The sequence below is a fragment of the Wenyingzhuangia sp. genome (assembly GCF_039768515.1).
Classification (GTDB): Bacteria; Bacteroidota; Bacteroidia; order Flavobacteriales; family Flavobacteriaceae; genus Wenyingzhuangia.
Genome location: NZ_JBDNAI010000032.1, coordinates 1 through 18,180, shown reverse-complemented (window position 1 = coordinate 18,180; position 18,180 = coordinate 1). Strand labels below are relative to the sequence as shown.

Below are 18,180 nucleotides of genomic sequence, written 5' to 3'. Positions count from 1 at the left end.
GAGACACCGATTGCACGTTTGGCGCAACTAGCACGTGCTATCGGTATACATTTGATTGTGGCAACTCAGCGACCTTCTGTAAATGTAATAACTGGTATCATCAAGGCAAACTTTCCTACACGTGTCGCATTCAGAGTTACTTCCAAGATTGATTCTAGAACGATTTTAGATGCTCCTGGAGCCGATCAATTGATTGGTAGAGGAGATTTACTATACTCCAGCGGAAACGATTTAACTCGTGTACAATGTGCATTTGTGGACACCCCTGAGGTTGAAAAAATCACGAGCTTCATTGGCTCACAGAGGGCTTATCCTGAAGCTTATCAGCTACCTGAATATATCGGTGAAGAGTCCAGTGGATCTGATCTTGATGTTGACATAGCCGACAGAGATAAATTATTCAAAGAAGCTGCTGAGACCATTGTTATTGCTCAACAAGGATCAGCATCTCTATTGCAACGTAAATTAAAACTAGGATACAACAGAGCGGGAAGACTTATAGATCAATTAGAAGCAGCTGGAATTGTTGGTCCTTTTGAAGGGAGTAAGGCAAGACAGGTATTGATTACAGATTTGACTACCTTAGAACAATTTTTAGAAGAAGAAAAAAACAAATAACATGAATAAGAATTTAATACTATTATTTACCATTCTGGTGACCTCTTTTGGATTTTCACAAAACAATGAAAAAGCCGAAAGGATTTTGGAAAAAGTAACAGAAGAATTAGAACAATATCAAAATATTTCTATTGAATTTATTCATACTCTAGAGAATAAAATGGTGAACATAAAACAATCTAGTAAAGGATCCGCAATCATAGAAGGTGACAAATACATACTCCACTATTTAGATAATATTATTCTATTTGATGAAAACTTCAACTATGCCATTTCACCAGAGAATGAAGAAATAAACATCACCGCAAAAAATGAAATTAGTCAAGAAAGTTTAACACCTTCAAAACTCTTAAGTTTTTATAAGAAAGGATACAATTACCTATTGGATAAAAAAGAAGAACATTTACAATACATCAAATTGACTCCTTCTAAAATCTCTGAAGAAGTTTCATATGTCTTGTTGGCCATAGATACGCAGAAAAACCAAATCAATTCTTTGACAGAAATAGGTAAAAATGGAACCAATACTAACTTTACGATCACAGATTACAAAACAAATCAAACACTTGATCCCAATACTTTTTATTTTGACAAAAAAAAATATGAAGCTTTAGGATATTACATTAATGAATAACAACTCCCCTGTTGAAAAGATTAGACAAATACTTAATTAAAAGCTTCCTTACACCATTCTTAGCTTCCTTCTCTATCGTAATGTTTGTATTGGTCATGCAAGCATTGTGGCTCGTTTTTGATGATATTGCAGGAAAAGGGATAGAACTTAAAATCATAGGAAAATTCCTGTGGTATATGTGTTTATTTGTGACCCCACAAGCACTTCCAATTTCGGTGCTTTTGTCTTCTATCATGACCATGGGTAGTCTAGGAGAGAACTATGAATTTGCTGCGATTAAATCTGCTGGAATTTCGTTTTTTAGGCTACTAAGACCTATCGTCCTCTGTGTTTTCATCATTACAATCGCAAATTATTTTTTAATCAACTACACCTATCCTTATGCCAGTTTAAAGCAGAAAAATTTATTATTAAACATCAAAAAAACACAACCAACTATGGCATTGATAGAAGGTAGTTTTAATGATGAAATGTCTGGTTTCAGTATAAAATTTGAAGAAAAATACGGAGAGGAAAACAATTTGTTAAAAGATGTTTTGATCATCGAAACCAAAGGTAAGAAAGAAGATCAGGTCATTACCACAGCAAAGAAAGGTAAAATAACTACTGAAGAAGGAAGTAAATACATGACCCTTACGCTAGAGGATGGCTACTACTTTGAAGACCATACCAACAATCAAAAAAAGTATAAAGACAAAACCAGGATGCCTTCCTCGATGGCTAAATTTAGTAAACATACTCTAAATATTGACATCTCAGATTTGACGAGTGCAAACCTTGAAGAAGAACGATACAAGTATCACTATACCATGAAAAACATGGCGCAGTTAAAAAACAGTTCTGACAGTTTAAAATATTCATACGACAAGTATCTTGACAACAAATTTAAGGCGATGCAAAGAAACGTTAAGGTTTCTGAAATGTCTCAAGATTTACATTTCAAGAGAACTAAAAAAGAAACTTCACCTCGGGCAACAGAAAAACCCCTTTTGAAGAGCACAAAACGAACAGAAACGACTACCAAACAAAAAAACACCCAACCCATAAAAGAAGCTATTTTAGATAATTTTAGTGAGGGAAGTCAAATCAATATCTTAGAAAAAGCTTCTAGGAACATCGATACAAAATTAAAGGACATTCAAGGATACAAGAACTATTACAAACAAAAAAGAAAAAATTTAAACAACCACGATTATCAATTCCATTATATATTAACCAACTCATTCTCATGTCTGCTCTTGTTTTTTGTTGGGGCTTCGCTAGGCTCTATCATCAGAAAAGGGGGATTTGGTTTGCCAATGGTAATGGCTATTGTCATCTATGTGGCTTATCATTTCATCAATACTTTTGGAAAGAACATCGCAGAAGAAAGTAAATTAAGTGCCCTTTTAGGAGGATGGTCTGGAACATTGGCGATGCTACCACTAGCGATATTATTTACGATAAGTGCCTCTAGAGACATGGGGTTTGTAAAATTTGATGTAATTTTGTCACCGTTTAAAAAACTATCCAACCGACTTAAAAAAAGAGATGAGTAACAGCATAAACAACAGTGATATTAAACTGGACAGTATTGAAGGAGCCATAGAAGATATTAGAAATGGTAAAATGATTATTGTGGTTGACGATGAAGACAGAGAAAATGAAGGAGACTTTATTGCTGCTGCTGAAAAGGTAACTCCTGAAATGATCAATTTTATGGCACAACATGGTCGTGGACTAATTTGTGCTCCTCTAATTGAAGAACGTTGTGATGAGTTAGACCTAAACATGATGGTTAACAACAACACGGTATTACACAACACACAGTTTACAGTTTCCGTAGACTTAATAGGTAACGGTTGTACCACAGGTATATCTGCTCATGATCGAGCAAAAACAATTTATGCCCTAACTCAAAAAAACACTAAATCTGCAGACTTGGGAAGACCGGGACACATCTTTCCACTCAAAGCAAAAGAAGGCGGCGTTTTAAGAAGGACTGGACACACCGAGGCAAGTGTAGACCTAGCTCGCTTGGCAGGATTAAAGCCTGCTGGTATTTTGGTTGAAATCTTAAATGAAGATGGTAGCATGGCTCGTTTACCTCGCTTGAGAGAAGTTGCGGATAAATTTAACCTAAAATTGATCTCGATAGAAGATTTGGTTTCCTATCGTATGCAACACGACTCGTTGATCAAAAAAATAGAAGATTTTGATATTAATACTCGTTTTGGAACCTATAGATTAAGAGCTTATAACCAAACGACAAACAATCAAATCCATTTGGTTTTAACGAAAGGGTCTTGGTCAAAAGAGGAAGAGGTGCTTTGTAAAGTAACTCCAAATGCTTTTGGTAATGATATTTTAAATACTTTAACCACTGGACCTGAAGACAAATTATCTAGAATATTCGATAAAATCAATACCGCAGGAAAAGGAGCTGTTGTTTTTATCAACCAAGAACAACTTACCTTCAACCTCAAGCAACGTCTTGAAGATCTAAGAAACACACAGAAAGGAATCACTTCTAAAGAAACTAGCAGTGTACTTATGGATGAAAAAGATTTCGGTATTGGAGCACAAATACTTCACAATATTGACATCACAAAACTCAAACTTTTAACCAATTCTCCTGCAAGTAAAAAACGTGTAGGAATTACAGGTTATGGCTTGAAGGTGGTGGAAAGAATCAAATACTAACATAAAAAAAGCTGAGCAAATGCTCAGCTTTTTTTATGCTTTTAAATTGGTGTTTGGATCTATCCTAATTTTCTGTTTGTTTTCAAACCAGTACGCCTCTTGTTGGCCTTTTAAAGTTATACTTTCTCCATTAATTCGTAAGAAACTTCCTTCTTTTAAGCCTAGTACTCTAGTATGATTTATGGATTGGAATTCTTTTATCCTGGTCTCTCTACTCTCTCCTCTGTGCTTAGATTTGATGTCCGGTTCAATATAGTGAACATTAAAATTGAAAGGCACAACCCCTAAAGTTTTAAAACTTTCGGGAGATACTATAGGCATATCATTCGTTGTTTGCATAGAAATACCTGTAATGTTAGTTCCTGCACTAGTACCCAGGTAAGGTACTCCATTTGCAATGGCTTGTTTTAATACATGCCACAAGTCATAATCATATAGTTTAGCGACCAATAAAAAGGTGTTTCCTCCTCCTACAAAAATCCCTTTTGCTGTTTTTACAGCATTTTTAACATCACTGTACTCATGAATACCTCTTATTTTTAACCCTAAAAAACTCAATGACTCTTGAACGCTGTTTGTATACTGGTCGTAAGTGATCCCACCAGGACAAGCATAAGGAATAAAAAGTATTTCTTCAACCCCTAGATACAACTCTTCTAATTCAGGAAACAAGTATTCAAGATATCCTGAACCATACACACTACCTGAACTCGCTAATAATAGATTTTTCATAAGATTGATGTGAATTTTATACAAAGACAAATGTAGAGGGTTTTAACAATAACGAATGAGCAGAAAGAACAAAATCTGAAGCGTTTCTAAATGACGTTAAGACCCCAAACAAAAAAAGCCCTGTACAAAGTAAAGGGCCTTATTGTTTTATTAAAAAATTAAATATTAGCTTCACCCAATTCTTTTAATTTCTCTGTGTTTTCTGTTAATTTTAACTCCTCTATGATTTTATGAATGTCTCCATTAATGATATTACTCAAATCATACATTGTCAAACCTATTCTATGTTCAGTTACACGACCTTGTGGATAATTATAGGTTCTAATCTTCGCAGATCTATCACCACTAGCAACTAAGGAATTTCTTTTTTCAGAGTCTGCCGCCAATTTTTTTTCTAACTCTTGCTCATACAAACGTGAACGCAATACTTTCATTGCTTTGTCCTTGTTCTTATGTTGAGATTTTTGATCTTGGCACTGGGCTACCAATCCCGTGGGTACGTGTGTCAAACGTACAGCTGAATAGGTTGTATTTACCGATTGACCTCCTGGTCCCGAAGAACAAAAATAATCTACGCGAATATCACTTTGTTTCATATCAATATCAAATTCCTCTGCTTCTGGTAACACCATCACAGTGGCTGCTGAGGTGTGAACACGTCCTTGAGTTTCTGTTTGAGGAACACGTTGTACTCGGTGCACTCCAGATTCAAATTTCAATTCTCCATAGACATCATCTCCTGACACACTAAAAATGATTTCTTTAAAACCTCCTGAGGTACCCTCTGCAATATCTTCTACTTCACACTTCCACCCTCTTGAAGAGGCATACTTGGTATACATTCTGTACAAATCTCCAGCAAATATACTGGCTTCATCTCCTCCAGTACCCGCTCTAATTTCTACGATGACATTTTTTGCATCTTCTGGATCTTTGGGAATCAACATAAACTTAATATCATCCTCTAGCTTAGGGATTTTTTCATTTGCTTCCTCCATTTCCATTTTAGCCATTTCTACCATTTCAGCATCTGAACCATCAGCAATAATTTCTTTGGCTTCGTTCACATTGTCAACTAAATTTTGATATTCATTCCCTTTCTCAACAACCTTACTTAAATCTTTATATTCTTTATTCAGTTTCGCATAACGCTTTTGATCCATGATAATATCAGGTTGAATAATCAAATCGGATACTTCATCAAAACGCTGCTTAACAATTCTTAGCTTATCTAACATATTCTCTCTTTTGTAGTACACAAAATTACAATTTAAAATTGAGATGTAGAAGGATATTTGTAGCTGTAAAAAGACAAATGATATCGTATAACTTCTGATGGCTATAATAAATAGTCAATTGTCATTACAAATAGTCTATGCTTTTCTCTTTTGTTCCTATTTCTTTAATAACAAACTCCACTGTTCATGGTTTTTTTTTAACGGATCAACTTTTTAGGGTGAGAAAAATCAAAACACATAAAAAAACCCAAAACATAAGTTTTGGGTTTTTAGTCGCACTAAATAAACTAAGATGTTAAGCTTATCGCAACCTATCTACAGATTTTACGAGATCTTCATCTTTCTTAATTGCCTTGTTTGCCATGACTAGCAAAACAATTATAACAATAGGAAAGTAAATCCCAATACCTTTCTCTGAAATTTGTATTTCTCCAGGTAATGTTAGAGATAAGTAAATCAATACACTTAATAAATAGAAGTTGATCAGAATGTTGATTCGATTGAAGACATATTGTTGTTGTCTTTTTCTAAAACTGACAACAGAAATCAAAGACAATATGGCAACCATAACAAAAAACACTCCTACTGATTTTAAAAGAACTGAAGGGGTTGTGAAAGTGTTGGTTAAGCATAAACCAGTACCCTCTTTCAAAGTAAAAAAAGAAATAAAATTAGTAAGTACACCTGCAATGATAAATACAGATAACATGTATAATGTTTGAATTCTTTGAAACATATTTTACTTTAAAATAACGATCACAAATTTACATTTTCTTTTTACTTATGAAAGACTTTGTCAGATAAAAAAAAAAACTATATTTGTGACATCTTATAAACAATTACAACAGAAACACTTACCGGTTGTACATTATTCATTAAATCACACAAACAATTTTCTCTTGCTTCAGTTCAGCTACTGAAAAAGAGAATTCAATATTCATTATACATCATTTAAATGTTAGAAATTTCTCAATTAAAAGCAAAAACACTTGCAGACTTGCAACAAATTGCAAAAACAATTGGATTAAAAAAAACAAGTCAATTAAAAAAAATGGACTTGGTCAACAAAATTGTAAATGAGCAACCTGTTCATGAGGAAACAAAGCAAACAAACATTGCTACAGAAAAAGAAACTGAAAAAACGCCTCGGATAAAAAAAACCAGAATAGCCAAAAAACCAAGAATGGATAGCGGTAGAAGTTCTGAAGACACAATGAGCTTAGAAGAACCAAAAGAAAAGGCTACAGATAAAGGAGCACATTCTCCTGTTACTGAAACAAAACAGGAAAAACCTGAAAGAAATCTTCAGCAGCACAAGACGAAGAGCAATGGTGCAAAAAAGGGGGAGAACAGAAACAATCACCAGCAAAACAATCCTCAAAACAACAACTCTAGAAATAATAAGAACAACCCTAGAAATAACAAAAACAACAAAGGAAAAAGTCTCAAAGACCCTAACTACGAATTTGACGGAATCATAGAAAGCGAAGGGGTACTAGAAATGATGCCCGATGGATATGGGTTTTTAAGATCATCAGACTACAATTACCTCTCTTCGCCAGACGATATCTATGTTTCACAATCTCAAATCAAACTTTTTGGGTTGAAAACAGGAGATACCGTCAAAGGAAACGTAAGACCTCCTAAAGAAGGAGAAAAATATTTTCCACTGATTAGAGTTTCTAAAATAAATGGCTTGTCTCCTAAAGAAGTTAGAGATCGTGTTTCTTTTGAACACCTTACCCCTCTTTTCCCCGAAGAAAAATTTAATCTCTCCACAGGAAGAAGTTCACTATCTACTAGAATCATAGACTTGTTTGCGCCGATCGGAAAAGGACAACGTGGTATGATTGTAGCACAACCTAAGACGGGTAAAACAATGCTTCTCAAAGATATTGCTAACGCCATCGCCTTAAACCATCCTGAAGTTTATCAGTTGGTTTTGCTCATCGATGAAAGACCTGAAGAAGTTACAGATATGCAACGAAATGTGCGTGGAGAAGTAGTTGCTTCAACTTTTGATGAACCCGCTGACAAGCACGTAAAAGTGGCCAATATTGTTTTAGAAAAAGCAAAACGTTTGGTAGAATGTGGCCATGATGTTGTTATTCTTTTAGATTCTATAACCCGTTTGGCAAGGGCTTATAATACAGTAGCTCCAGCCTCTGGAAAAATATTGTCTGGGGGGATTGATGCCAACGCACTTCACAAACCTAAACGTTTCTTCGGAGCGGCTAGAAATATAGAGAACGGTGGGTCTTTGACGATTATTGCAACCGCTTTGACGGAAACAGGTTCGAAAATGGACGAAGTAATCTTTGAGGAATTTAAAGGTACTGGGAACATGGAACTTCAGTTGGATAGAAATATTGCCAACAGGCGCCTATACCCTGCAATCGACTTGATCAAATCAAGTACACGAAGAGACGATTTGTTACTCGACGAAAAAACAGTTCAACGCATGTGGGTACTAAGAAAATACTTAGCAGATATGAATGCAGTAGAAGCTATGGAGTTTATCAAAGATCGAATCAAGAGTTCTAGAAACAATGAAGAGTTTTTAATTTCCATGAACGGATAAAAAATAAATCCCTAAAAAAGCCTCACCAAAATGGTGAGGCTTTAACTTTACTAGAAAGAATTTATCCATCACCCCTAAAAACTGGAACTAAGACCACAAAAAGAGGCGACATCTTCTAGACAATTCACAATACTCTGCAATACATATTAAATCTAAATAGAGGCAATCTTAATTTTTTGAAAGCTAAAAAAAAGCAACTTTAAACTCCTCATAATGAGATATTTTCATGTTGAGAAAAAAGAGTTCTTTATTATAATATATCTACACTTGTAACCTGTTCAAATTTAATTATTCATAATGGGCTTATCTATAAGATTAATAAAGTTGCGTATCCTATTCTATTCTTTGTAATTCATTAATAATTGCTTAATTTTGTAGTCTATATTTATATAAAATATGATACAGAAACAAGGACTATACTTACCAGAATTTGAACACGAAAATTGTGGAGCAGGTTTTATTTGTAACCTGAAAGGTGAAAAAACAAATCAGATCATTCATGATGCATTAGAAATCCTAGTCAAACTAGAACACCGTGGTGGTGTTAGTGCTGATGGGAAAACTGGAGATGGTGCAGGATTGTTAATAGACATCCCTCACGATTATTTCAAAAGAGTTTGTGAATTTGAAATTCCTGAACAGCGCAAATATGCAGTTGGAATGACATTTTTACCAAAAAACTGGAATCAACATAGATTTTGTAAAGAAACTTTTGAGAAAGAAATCTCAAACCAAGGGTTAACTATTCTAGGTTGGAGAGAAGTTCCTGTAGATTCTTCACAATTAGGAGAAATCGCGCTAGCCTCTGAGCCAAACATAGAACAAGTTTTTATAGATCAAGGTGAATTTGAAGAAAACATCTTCAAAGCAAAATTATATGCTGCACGAAAAATAGCTGAGCATACGATACGCAACTCCAAAATGTCAGAGTCAAGTTATTTTTACTTGCCTTCGCTTTCTAACACGACACTTATATATAAAGGGATCATCATGCCCGAAGATATTGGTCCCTATTATACGGATTTACAGCAACCAGACTTGGTTACTCGATTGGCATTGGTACACCAACGTTTTTCTACCAATACCATGCCTGCTTGGGAATTGGCTCAACCGTTCAGATTTTTATGTCAAAACGGAGAAATCAATACTTTGAGAGGAAATGTTTCTAGAATGCGTGTTCGTGAAGAAATTATGAAATCTGAAGTTTTTGACGCAAAAACAATGGAAAGCTTGTTTCCTATCATTTTGCCTGGTAAATCAGATTCTGCTTCTATGGATATGTCTGTTGAGTTGTTGACCTTAACTGGACGTTCATTACCAGAAGTAATGATGATGACCATCCCAGAAGCTTGGGAGAAACATGCGACAATGTCTGAAGACAGAAAAGCATTTTACGAATACAACTCTTGTATCATGGAGCCTTGGGATGGTCCTGCCTCTGTTCCTTTTACAGACGGAGATTACGTTGGAGCATTACTAGACCGTAATGGATTAAGACCATCTCGTTATACCGTAACTAAAAGTGGTAAATTAATTATGTCATCTGAAGTAGGAGTTGTTGATATTGCTCCTGAAGATGTAGCCAGCCACGGACGTTTGGAACCAGGTAAAATGTTCTTGGTAGACATGAACGAAGGAAGAATCATTGATGATGAAGAAATTAAAGATAAAGTGGTTTCTGAACGACCATATAAAGAATGGTTAAACCAAAATAGCCTTAAATTAAAAGATGTACCTGACAACAAAGAGGTATGTCCTATTGAAACCTTAGACCTAAAAACCCGTCAACGTTTATATAACTATACCATTGAGGACATCCAAGAAGTGATTGTACCAATGGCGCAAGACGGAAAAGAAACACTAGGTTCTATGGGTATTGATACACCTGTGGCCGTATTATCAGACAAGCCTCAATTGATTCCTAACTACTTCAAACAACTGTTTGCTCAAGTTACAAATCCACCATTGGACGGAATCCGTGAAGAGGTTGTAACTGATATTAGCTTGGCATTAGGGAACGATAAAAATATTTTTGATATTACTGCTGATCAGTGTCACAAATTAAGAATACAAAACCCTGTAGTCTCTAACAGCGACCTAGAAAAACTTAGAAATATCAATATGGAAGGTTTCAAATCAGAAACCATTCCAATGCTGTATACTAAAGTAAAAGGAATGAACGGTTTGGAAGATGGTCTCGATGATATCATCACTCAAATCACTAAAGCTGTAGACAAAGGAATCAACATCATCATCTTATCAGATAGAGGTGCCTCTAAAGAACTTGCTCCTATCCCTGCGCTACTAGCTTGTTCTTATGTACACCACCAAATGAACCGTTTACGTAAACGTTCTTATTTTGATATTGTGATTGAGTCTGCCGAGCCACGTGAGCCACATCATTTTGCGACATTATTTGGATATGGTGCTTCTGCGATTAACCCATACATGGTTAACGAAATCATTTCGTTACAAGTGACAGAAGGGTTCCTAAAAATAGAAAAGCAAACCGCTATCGACAACTTTAACAAAGCTATCGGTAAAGGGATTTTAAAAATAATGAACAAGATTGGAATCTCAACGTTACATTCGTACAGAGGTTCTCAAATTTTTGAAATTGTAGGATTCAACTCAGAATTCGTAAACAAATATTTCCCTTATACTGCTTCAAGAATTGAAGGTATTGGACTTTACGAAATTGAAAAAGAAATCAACGAGAGATACAAATACGCATATCCAGATACATACATTGACAAACGCTTAGGATTAAACATTGGAGGTGATTATAGATGGAGACGTAATGGAGAAAGACATATTTTCAACCCTACTACAGTTGCAAAATTACAACAAGCAGTACGTCTGAATGACCAAGCTTCTTATGATGTATATAAAAATGCAATCAATGAACAGTCTAAAGGATTATTAACCATCCGTGGTTTGTTTGAATTCACAAACTTTGATCCTATTCCTGTTGACGAAGTAGAACCTTGGACAGAGATTGTAAAGCGTTTCAAAACAGGGGCAATGTCTTACGGATCTATATCACGTGAAGCACATGAAAACCTAGCCATAGCCATGAACCGTTTGGGTGGTAAATCCAATTCTGGTGAAGGGGGTGAAGATAGAAAACGTTTCCAACCTGATGCGAATGGAGACAATAAAAACTCTGCTATCAAGCAAGTTGCCTCAGGAAGATTTGGAGTTACCTCTCACTATTTGAGTTCTGCAAAAGAAATTCAAATTAAAATGGCACAGGGGGCAAAACCTGGAGAAGGTGGTCAATTACCTGGTACAAAAGTTTTACCATGGATTGCCGATGCTCGTAACTCAACTCCTTTCGTTGGATTGATTTCTCCTCCACCACACCACGATATCTATTCTATTGAAGATTTAGCGCAGCTGATCTACGATTTAAAAAATGCAAATCGTGAGGCACGTATCAACGTAAAGTTAGTGTCAGAAGTTGGAGTGGGTACTATTGCTGCAGGAGTTGCTAAAGCAAAAGCAGATGTTGTGCTGATTTCAGGTTATGATGGTGGTACTGGAGCTTCTCCATTGACCTCATTAAAACATGCGGGTCTACCTTGGGAACTTGGTCTAGCTGAAGCTCAACAAACTTTAGTGTTGAACAATTTACGTTCACGTATTGTTGTAGAATGTGATGGTCAGTTAAAAACTGGACGTGATGTTGCCGTAGCTGCCTTGTTAGGAGCAGAAGAATTTGGTTTTGCAACAGCTCCATTAGTTGCTTCTGGGTGTATCATGATGCGTAAATGTCATTTGAACACTTGTCCTGTAGGAATTGCAACACAAGACAAAGAGTTGCGTAAAAACTTCAAGGGAACACCTGAACACGTAATCAACTACTTCTACTATGTTGCAAATGAATTGAGAGAAATTATGGCTCAATTAGGATTCCGTTCGTTGGATGAAATGGTCGGTCAGACTCAAAAAATCAATGCAAATAACGCGATTGATCATTATAAAGCAAAAGGACTAGATTTAACAGCTATTTTACATCAGCCAGCTGGATACAGTGATTTACCTGTTAGAAATGCAGAAAAACAAGATCATAACTTAGACAATGTTATCGATTTTAAAATTCTCAAGGATGCTCATGCAGCTATTTTCAGAAAAGAAAATACGACACTTGACTACCCTATCCAAAACACAGACCGTTCTGTTGGAGCTATTGTTTCAAATGAGATTTCAAAAATATACGGTCACTTAGGTTTACCTGAAGACACCCTTAATTTAAACTTTACTGGTTCTGCTGGGCAGAGTTTAGGAGTATTCGGTGCTCATGGTATCACTTATACCGTAGAAGGAAACACCAATGACTATTTGGGTAAAGGATTGTCTGGAGGAAAAATTATTGTAAAGAAACCCGTAAAGGCAGACTTTGTAGCTGAAGACAATATTATTGTAGGAAACGTTTGTTTGTTTGGAGCTGTTCAAGGGCAAGCTTTTATCAACGGTATTGCTGGTGAACGTTTTGCAGTGCGTAACTCTGGAGCTACTGCGGTAGTTGAAGGAGTTGGAGATCACGGTTGTGAATACATGACGGGTGGTAGAATTGTTGTTCTTGGTGAAACAGGACGAAATTTTGCTGCTGGAATGAGTGGTGGATATGCTTTTATCCTAGATGAAAAAGGAAAATTCACCAATGGATTGTGTAACGAAGAGACTATAGATTTTGATCCAATCACAGCTGAAGATGCAGCTGAATTGAAAGGACTAATTGAAAAGCACGTAACGTATACCGATAGTAATAGAGGTAAGGAAATATTAGCGGATTGGGATAAATCATTAGCTAAATTTGTAAAAGTTATGCCTAAAGAATATAAAGTAGCTTTAGAGCGTATCGCGAATGAAGAACCAATGTTTGAAGAATTAACAGTATCATAATATGGGAAAAGTAACTGGATTTAAAGAATTCGAAAGAAAAGACGAAATGTACAAAGCTGTTGAAGAGCGTGTGCATAATTACAATGAATTTACAGTGCCATTATCTGAATCTGAACTTTCAGAGCAGGGTTCACGTTGTATGGATTGTGGTATTCCTTTCTGTCATAGTGGTTGTCCATTAGGAAACTTAATTCCTGATTTCAACCATATGGTACACCAAGGAGAATGGCAAAAAGCATCTTTGATCTTACACTCGACGAACAACTTTCCTGAATTTACAGGAAGACTGTGTCCTGCCCCATGTGAAAAGGCTTGTGTATTAGGAATCATTGAAGACCCAATCTCCATTGAAAATATAGAAAAGAACATTGTAGAACGTGCTTTTAAAGAGGGATGGATCAAACCACAAACACCAAAAAACAGAACAGGTAAAACCGTTGCTGTTGTAGGTTCTGGACCTGCTGGGTTAGCTGCAGCACAACAATTAAACAGAGCCGGGCATACCGTTACTGTTTTTGAAAGAGATGATGAAGTTGGTGGATTGTTGCGCTACGGAATTCCTAACTTTAAAATGGAAAAAGGAATCATAGATCGTCGTGTTGCGGTACTTGAAGCAGAGGGTATCACTTTTAGAGTGAATGCTAATGTTGGGGTAAATGTTTCTATACAGGAACTAAAAGCTTTTGATGCTATCACTTTATGTGGTGGAGCTACTCAAAGACGTTCTTTACCAACCCCAGGTATTGACGCAGACGGTGTGGTACAAGCAATGGACTTCTTAACTCAACAAACTAAGGTTGTCTTTGGAAAAGAAGTTAAAGATCAAGTATTGGCAACAGGTAAAGATGTCATTGTCATTGGTGGTGGAGATACAGGATCTGACTGTATTGGAACTTCAAATCGTCAAGGGGCTAAATCTGTAGCTAACTTTGAGATTATGCCTAAACCACCTGGTCATAGATCGGCAACAACTCCTTGGCCTTATTGGCCATTACAGTTGAAAACTTCTTCTTCTCATAAAGAAGGATGTGATAGAAACTGGTTGATCAACACAAAAGAATTTGTCAAAGATAAAAACGGAAAATTGACCGCTTTGATTACAGTTAATGTAGAATGGAAAATGGTTCCAGGACAAAGACCACAACTGATTGAAGTAGAAGGTACAGAGAAAACATGGCCTTGTGACTTGGCTTTACTAGCATTAGGGTTTACTGGACCTGAGGCAACCATAGCTGAACAATTAGGAATTGATACAGATGGTCGTTCAAACTACAAAGCTGAGTACGGAAGTTACCAAACAAATGTACCTAATGTATTTGCTGCTGGAGATATGCGTAGAGGACAATCTCTAATTGTATGGGCGATTTCTGAAGGTCGTGAGGCAGCTAGACAAGTAGATATTTTCTTGATGGGTAAATCTGATTTGCCATCTAAAAATGATGTTGGAGATTTGGTAGGAATTCAATAAATACCAAACAAGACACTGATCATCAAAGGCTTTTGCAAATGCAAAAGCCTTTGATGTTTTAAGGAATCAATTAGGGGGGATAGCATTGTAGTAGTATATCATCTAGCTGTGACTTCCATACAGACCAAGAATGATCTCCACCGATAACCTTACACTAGCATCTCTCATACAAGATTATCTTGGCAATGAAGTAGTTATTTTTTAGCCTTAATTATAAAGTAAACTCCAATAACAATTAAAGGAATACTAAGAATTTGTCCTGTGTTTAGGGCCCAACTTGCACGATCATCCACTTGTGCTTCTTTAAAAAACTCAACAGCAAAACGTACAGACCACAAGAGAGTAAAAAAGACTCCAAAGATAAGTCCTAATTTTTCTTTTGCATTCGTTCTCCAAAACATATAAAAAAGAATTGCAAAAACAATCAAGTACCCAAAAGACTCATATAACTGAGTTGGGTGCCTTGGAAAATCTTCTCTCAAAGCTTTAAAGATAAAACCGTAATCAGTGTGGGTAGGATGTCCAATGATTTCAGAATTCATTAAATTTCCTAAACGAACAAAAACACCACCGGCTGCGATCGTTAAACTAACCCTATCCAACAAATACAATAGAGGCTGTTTTAAAATGTATTTGGCAAAATACCATAAGGAGGCAATGATACCAATTGCGGCACCATGACTTGCCAATCCTGCAAAACCAGTAAACCTAAAGGTCGGCTGAAATTTAAACGGTAACAATATCTCCTCTGGATGCTGACTAAAATAAGCCCAATCATAAAAGAAAACATGGCCTAGTCTAGCTCCTAAGACTGTTGCAAAAACAACATACATCAATAGTTTATCTAGCTTTTCCAATTCTATTTTTTCAGCAATAAAAATACGTTTCATGATTTGAAACCCTATGGCAAACGCAATGACAAACATCAAGCTATAAAATCTTAAAAAACCAAATAAGGCAATGGGTGGATCCCATGTAATTGCTAATACATTCATCTTTTTATTTTTTATTATTGGGCACTGGATCGTAGCCACTTTTTCCCCATGGATGACAACTTAATATTCTTTTGATCGCTAACCATCCCCCATAAACGATACCATGCTTCTGTAAAGCTTCCATACTATAACTCGAACAGGTAGGCAAAAACCTACAGGTAGAAGGTGTGAAGGGAGAAATTGCTACTTGATAAAAACGTATCAAAATCACAAATGGAAAAACAACCATTTTTTTTATCCTATCCATGCTATTCTTCTACTGTAAAACTTGTGCCTTCTTTACCATCTTTTAACTGTATTCCTAACGCACTCAATTCATCACGAATCAAATCAGATAACGACCAATCTTTGTTGTCTCTTGCCTGCTTACGCATGCCTATAAGCATATTTACCACACCTTCTAATTTGTTAGAACCTTGTGCTGCAGTTTCTGTAACCAAACCTAAGACGTCATAAACAAAAGAATGAATAGTACTCGTAAAGATTTCTAAATCTTCTTGGGTAACACTCGCTTTCTTTTCTTTTAACAAATTGATATACTTCACCCCTTCAAACAAATTGGCAATCAATATTGGGCTATTAAAATCATCATTCATCGCATCATAACAAGCCTGTTTCCATGCTGATATATCTAATGTAGAGGTTTTTGACGGTTCAATAGTCGATAAATTCTTAATGGCTTCAACCAGTTTGAGGTAACCTTTTTCAGAAGCTTCTAAGGCTTCGCTTGAAAAGTCTAAGACACTACGATAATGGGCTTGCATCATAAAGAAACGGACCACAGCTGGTGAAAAGGGTTTTGACAAAACAGTATTCTCGCCTGAAAAGATTTCACCAGGTAGAATATGATTTCCCGTGGACTTAGACATTTTTTGTCCATTAAGTGTTAACATATTGGCATGCATCCAAAAGTTAACTGGACTGTGTCCATTACAGGCCTCTGCTTGCGCAATTTCACATTCATGGTGTGGAAACTTCAAATCCATCCCTCCACCATGAATATCAAACTTTTCTCCTAAGTATTTTGTACTCATCGCAGTACATTCCAAATGCCACCCTGGAAAACCAATTCCCCATGGAGAAGGCCATCGCATGATGTGCTGTGGACTCGCTTTTTTCCATAAAGCAAAATCTTGAGGATTCTTTTTCTCTGATTGGCCTTCCAAACTTCTGGTGTTGTGAATAGCATCTGCTATTTTCCTACCAGATAAAACACCATAGGTTTTGGTTTCATTGTATTTCAACACGTCAAAATATACAGAACCATTAACTTCATATGCCAAACCTTTGCTCAATATATCCCTAATAATTTCTATCTGTTCAACAATATGACCCGTCGCTGTTGGCTCTATATTGGGTGGAAAGTTATTCAACTGATTTAAAACATCATGAAAATCTAACGTATAGCGTTGAACGATTTCCATAGGTTCAATTTTTTCTACTCTAGCCTTTTTTGCAATCTTATCTTCACCTTCGTCCGCATCATCTTCCATATGACCTGCGTCTGTAATGTTACGTACATAACGAACTTTGTACTCAAGGTGTTGTAGGTACCTGTAAACCAAATCAAAACTCATAAAAGTACGTACATTCCCCAAATGCACATGACTATACACTGTGGGTCCACACACATACATACCAACATTTCCTGGAGTTACAGTAGAAAACAATTCTTTTGTTTTACTAATGGAATTGTATATTTTTAAAGACTGATCATTAAACAAGCTCATGAATTTTTTGTTTACTTAAAAGTGTAAAGATAAACTTTATCCTTAAAACAGCGTCACATGAAAAAGCCCAATTAAGATTTTCTTAATTGGGCTTTTTCATGTAATTGCAAAGAGATTACTCCTTAATTATTTCTATCAATTCTACGTCGAATATTAAAGGCATATAAGCTTTGATAGGACCTGAACCTCCTTGAGGTGCATTCGCACCATATGCGAGTTCTTGAGGTATAAAAAATTTGTATTTAGCACCTACACTCATCAACTGCAACCCTTCAGTCCATCCCTTAATGACTCTATTAAGTGGGAATTCAGCTGGAGTTCCTCTATCTACTGAACTATCAAAAACTTCTCCTTCAGGTGTCGTTCCGTGATAGTGTACTTTTACAGTACTCGTTTCAGCAGGTTTTTTACCACTTCCTTCTGTTTCTACGATGTACTGTAATCCACTTTCTGTTACTTGAACCCCTTCTTTGGCTTTGTTAGCTGCCAAGAAAGCCTCTCCTTTTTCTATCAAACCAGCACTAGCTTTTTCTGCTTGCTTTTGTGTGTAGGCAATTAAAATTGGAGCCAACTCTTTTTGATCTATTAAAATTT

14 protein-coding genes are annotated in these 18,180 nt (G+C 36.1%); 7 read left to right on the top strand and 7 right to left on the bottom strand.

Annotated features, from left to right (window positions below; all coding sequences use genetic code 11):
- The 4 genes from ABF281_RS02135 to ribB form a co-directional block, all read left to right on the top strand.
- The coding region (locus ABF281_RS02135; protein ID WP_347180053.1) for a DNA translocase FtsK at positions 1-618 on the top strand (618 nt) is incomplete at its 5' end.
- A 1-nt stretch (position 619) separates the two neighbouring features.
- Positions 620-1,252, top strand: a complete 633-nt coding sequence (locus ABF281_RS02130) for an outer membrane lipoprotein carrier protein LolA (protein WP_347180052.1) — start codon at positions 620-622, stop codon at positions 1,250-1,252.
- 11 nt (positions 1,253-1,263) lie between these two features.
- Positions 1,264-2,790 carry an LptF/LptG family permease gene (locus ABF281_RS02125; RefSeq protein WP_347180051.1) on the top strand — a complete coding sequence of 509 codons (1,527 nt, stop codon included), beginning with the start codon at positions 1,264-1,266 and terminating at the stop codon, positions 2,788-2,790.
- Positions 2,783-3,934: a 3,4-dihydroxy-2-butanone-4-phosphate synthase gene (gene ribB / locus ABF281_RS02120; RefSeq protein ID WP_347180050.1), complete on the top strand. Its 1,152-nt coding sequence runs from the start codon at positions 2,783-2,785 to the stop codon at positions 3,932-3,934. Before ABF281_RS02125 ends, ribB begins: the two co-directional genes overlap by 8 nt.
- A gap of 33 nt (positions 3,935-3,967) precedes the next feature.
- On the opposite strand, the gene pepE is transcribed toward ribB, so the two are convergent.
- The 3 genes from pepE to ABF281_RS02105 form a co-directional block, all read right to left on the bottom strand.
- The gene (gene pepE, locus ABF281_RS02115; RefSeq protein WP_347180049.1) at positions 3,968-4,666 is read right to left on the bottom strand and encodes a dipeptidase PepE; all 699 of its coding nucleotides are present in this window, start codon (positions 4,664-4,666) and stop codon (positions 3,968-3,970) included.
- A gap of 158 nt (positions 4,667-4,824) precedes the next feature.
- Positions 4,825-5,904 (bottom strand): peptide chain release factor 1, encoded by a 1,080-nt coding sequence (gene prfA, locus ABF281_RS02110; protein WP_347180048.1) that lies wholly within the window; start codon positions 5,902-5,904, stop codon positions 4,825-4,827.
- Positions 5,905-6,205: 301 nt separating this feature from the next.
- Complete coding sequence (locus ABF281_RS02105) at positions 6,206-6,640, bottom strand: DUF4293 domain-containing protein (RefSeq protein WP_347180047.1); 435 nt, start codon at positions 6,638-6,640, stop codon at positions 6,206-6,208.
- A 219-nt stretch (positions 6,641-6,859) separates the two neighbouring features.
- Between ABF281_RS02105 and rho the strand changes: the two genes are divergently transcribed.
- The 3 genes from rho (at position 6,860) to ABF281_RS02090 (ending at position 14,861) form a co-directional block, all read left to right on the top strand.
- A complete protein-coding gene (gene rho, locus ABF281_RS02100; RefSeq protein ID WP_347180046.1) occupies positions 6,860-8,485 on the top strand; it encodes a transcription termination factor Rho in 1,626 nt (541 codons plus the stop codon).
- Positions 8,486-8,881: 396 nt separating this feature from the next.
- Complete coding sequence (gene gltB / locus ABF281_RS02095; RefSeq protein ID WP_347180045.1) at positions 8,882-13,393, top strand: glutamate synthase large subunit; 4,512 nt, start codon at positions 8,882-8,884, stop codon at positions 13,391-13,393.
- A gap of 1 nt (position 13,394) precedes the next feature.
- Positions 13,395-14,861 carry a glutamate synthase subunit beta gene (locus ABF281_RS02090; RefSeq protein WP_347180044.1) on the top strand — a complete coding sequence of 489 codons (1,467 nt, stop codon included), beginning with the start codon at positions 13,395-13,397 and terminating at the stop codon, positions 14,859-14,861.
- 194 nt (positions 14,862-15,055) lie between these two features.
- On the opposite strand, the gene lgt is transcribed toward ABF281_RS02090, so the two are convergent.
- The 4 genes from lgt to ABF281_RS02070 form a co-directional block, all read right to left on the bottom strand.
- Positions 15,056-15,856, bottom strand: coding sequence for a prolipoprotein diacylglyceryl transferase (gene lgt, locus ABF281_RS02085; protein ID WP_347180043.1), 801 nt, complete (start codon positions 15,854-15,856; stop codon positions 15,056-15,058).
- A gap of 4 nt (positions 15,857-15,860) precedes the next feature.
- Positions 15,861-16,103, bottom strand: a complete 243-nt coding sequence (yidD, locus tag ABF281_RS02080; RefSeq protein WP_347180042.1) for a membrane protein insertion efficiency factor YidD — start codon at positions 16,101-16,103, stop codon at positions 15,861-15,863.
- Between the two features lies 1 nt (position 16,104).
- The gene (gene cysS, locus ABF281_RS02075) at positions 16,105-17,586 is read right to left on the bottom strand and encodes a cysteine--tRNA ligase (RefSeq protein ID WP_347180041.1); all 1,482 of its coding nucleotides are present in this window, start codon (positions 17,584-17,586) and stop codon (positions 16,105-16,107) included.
- A 115-nt stretch (positions 17,587-17,701) separates the two neighbouring features.
- Positions 17,702-18,180: FKBP-type peptidyl-prolyl cis-trans isomerase (locus ABF281_RS02070; RefSeq protein ID WP_347180040.1), on the bottom strand; the 479-nt coding region annotated here is incomplete at its 5' end.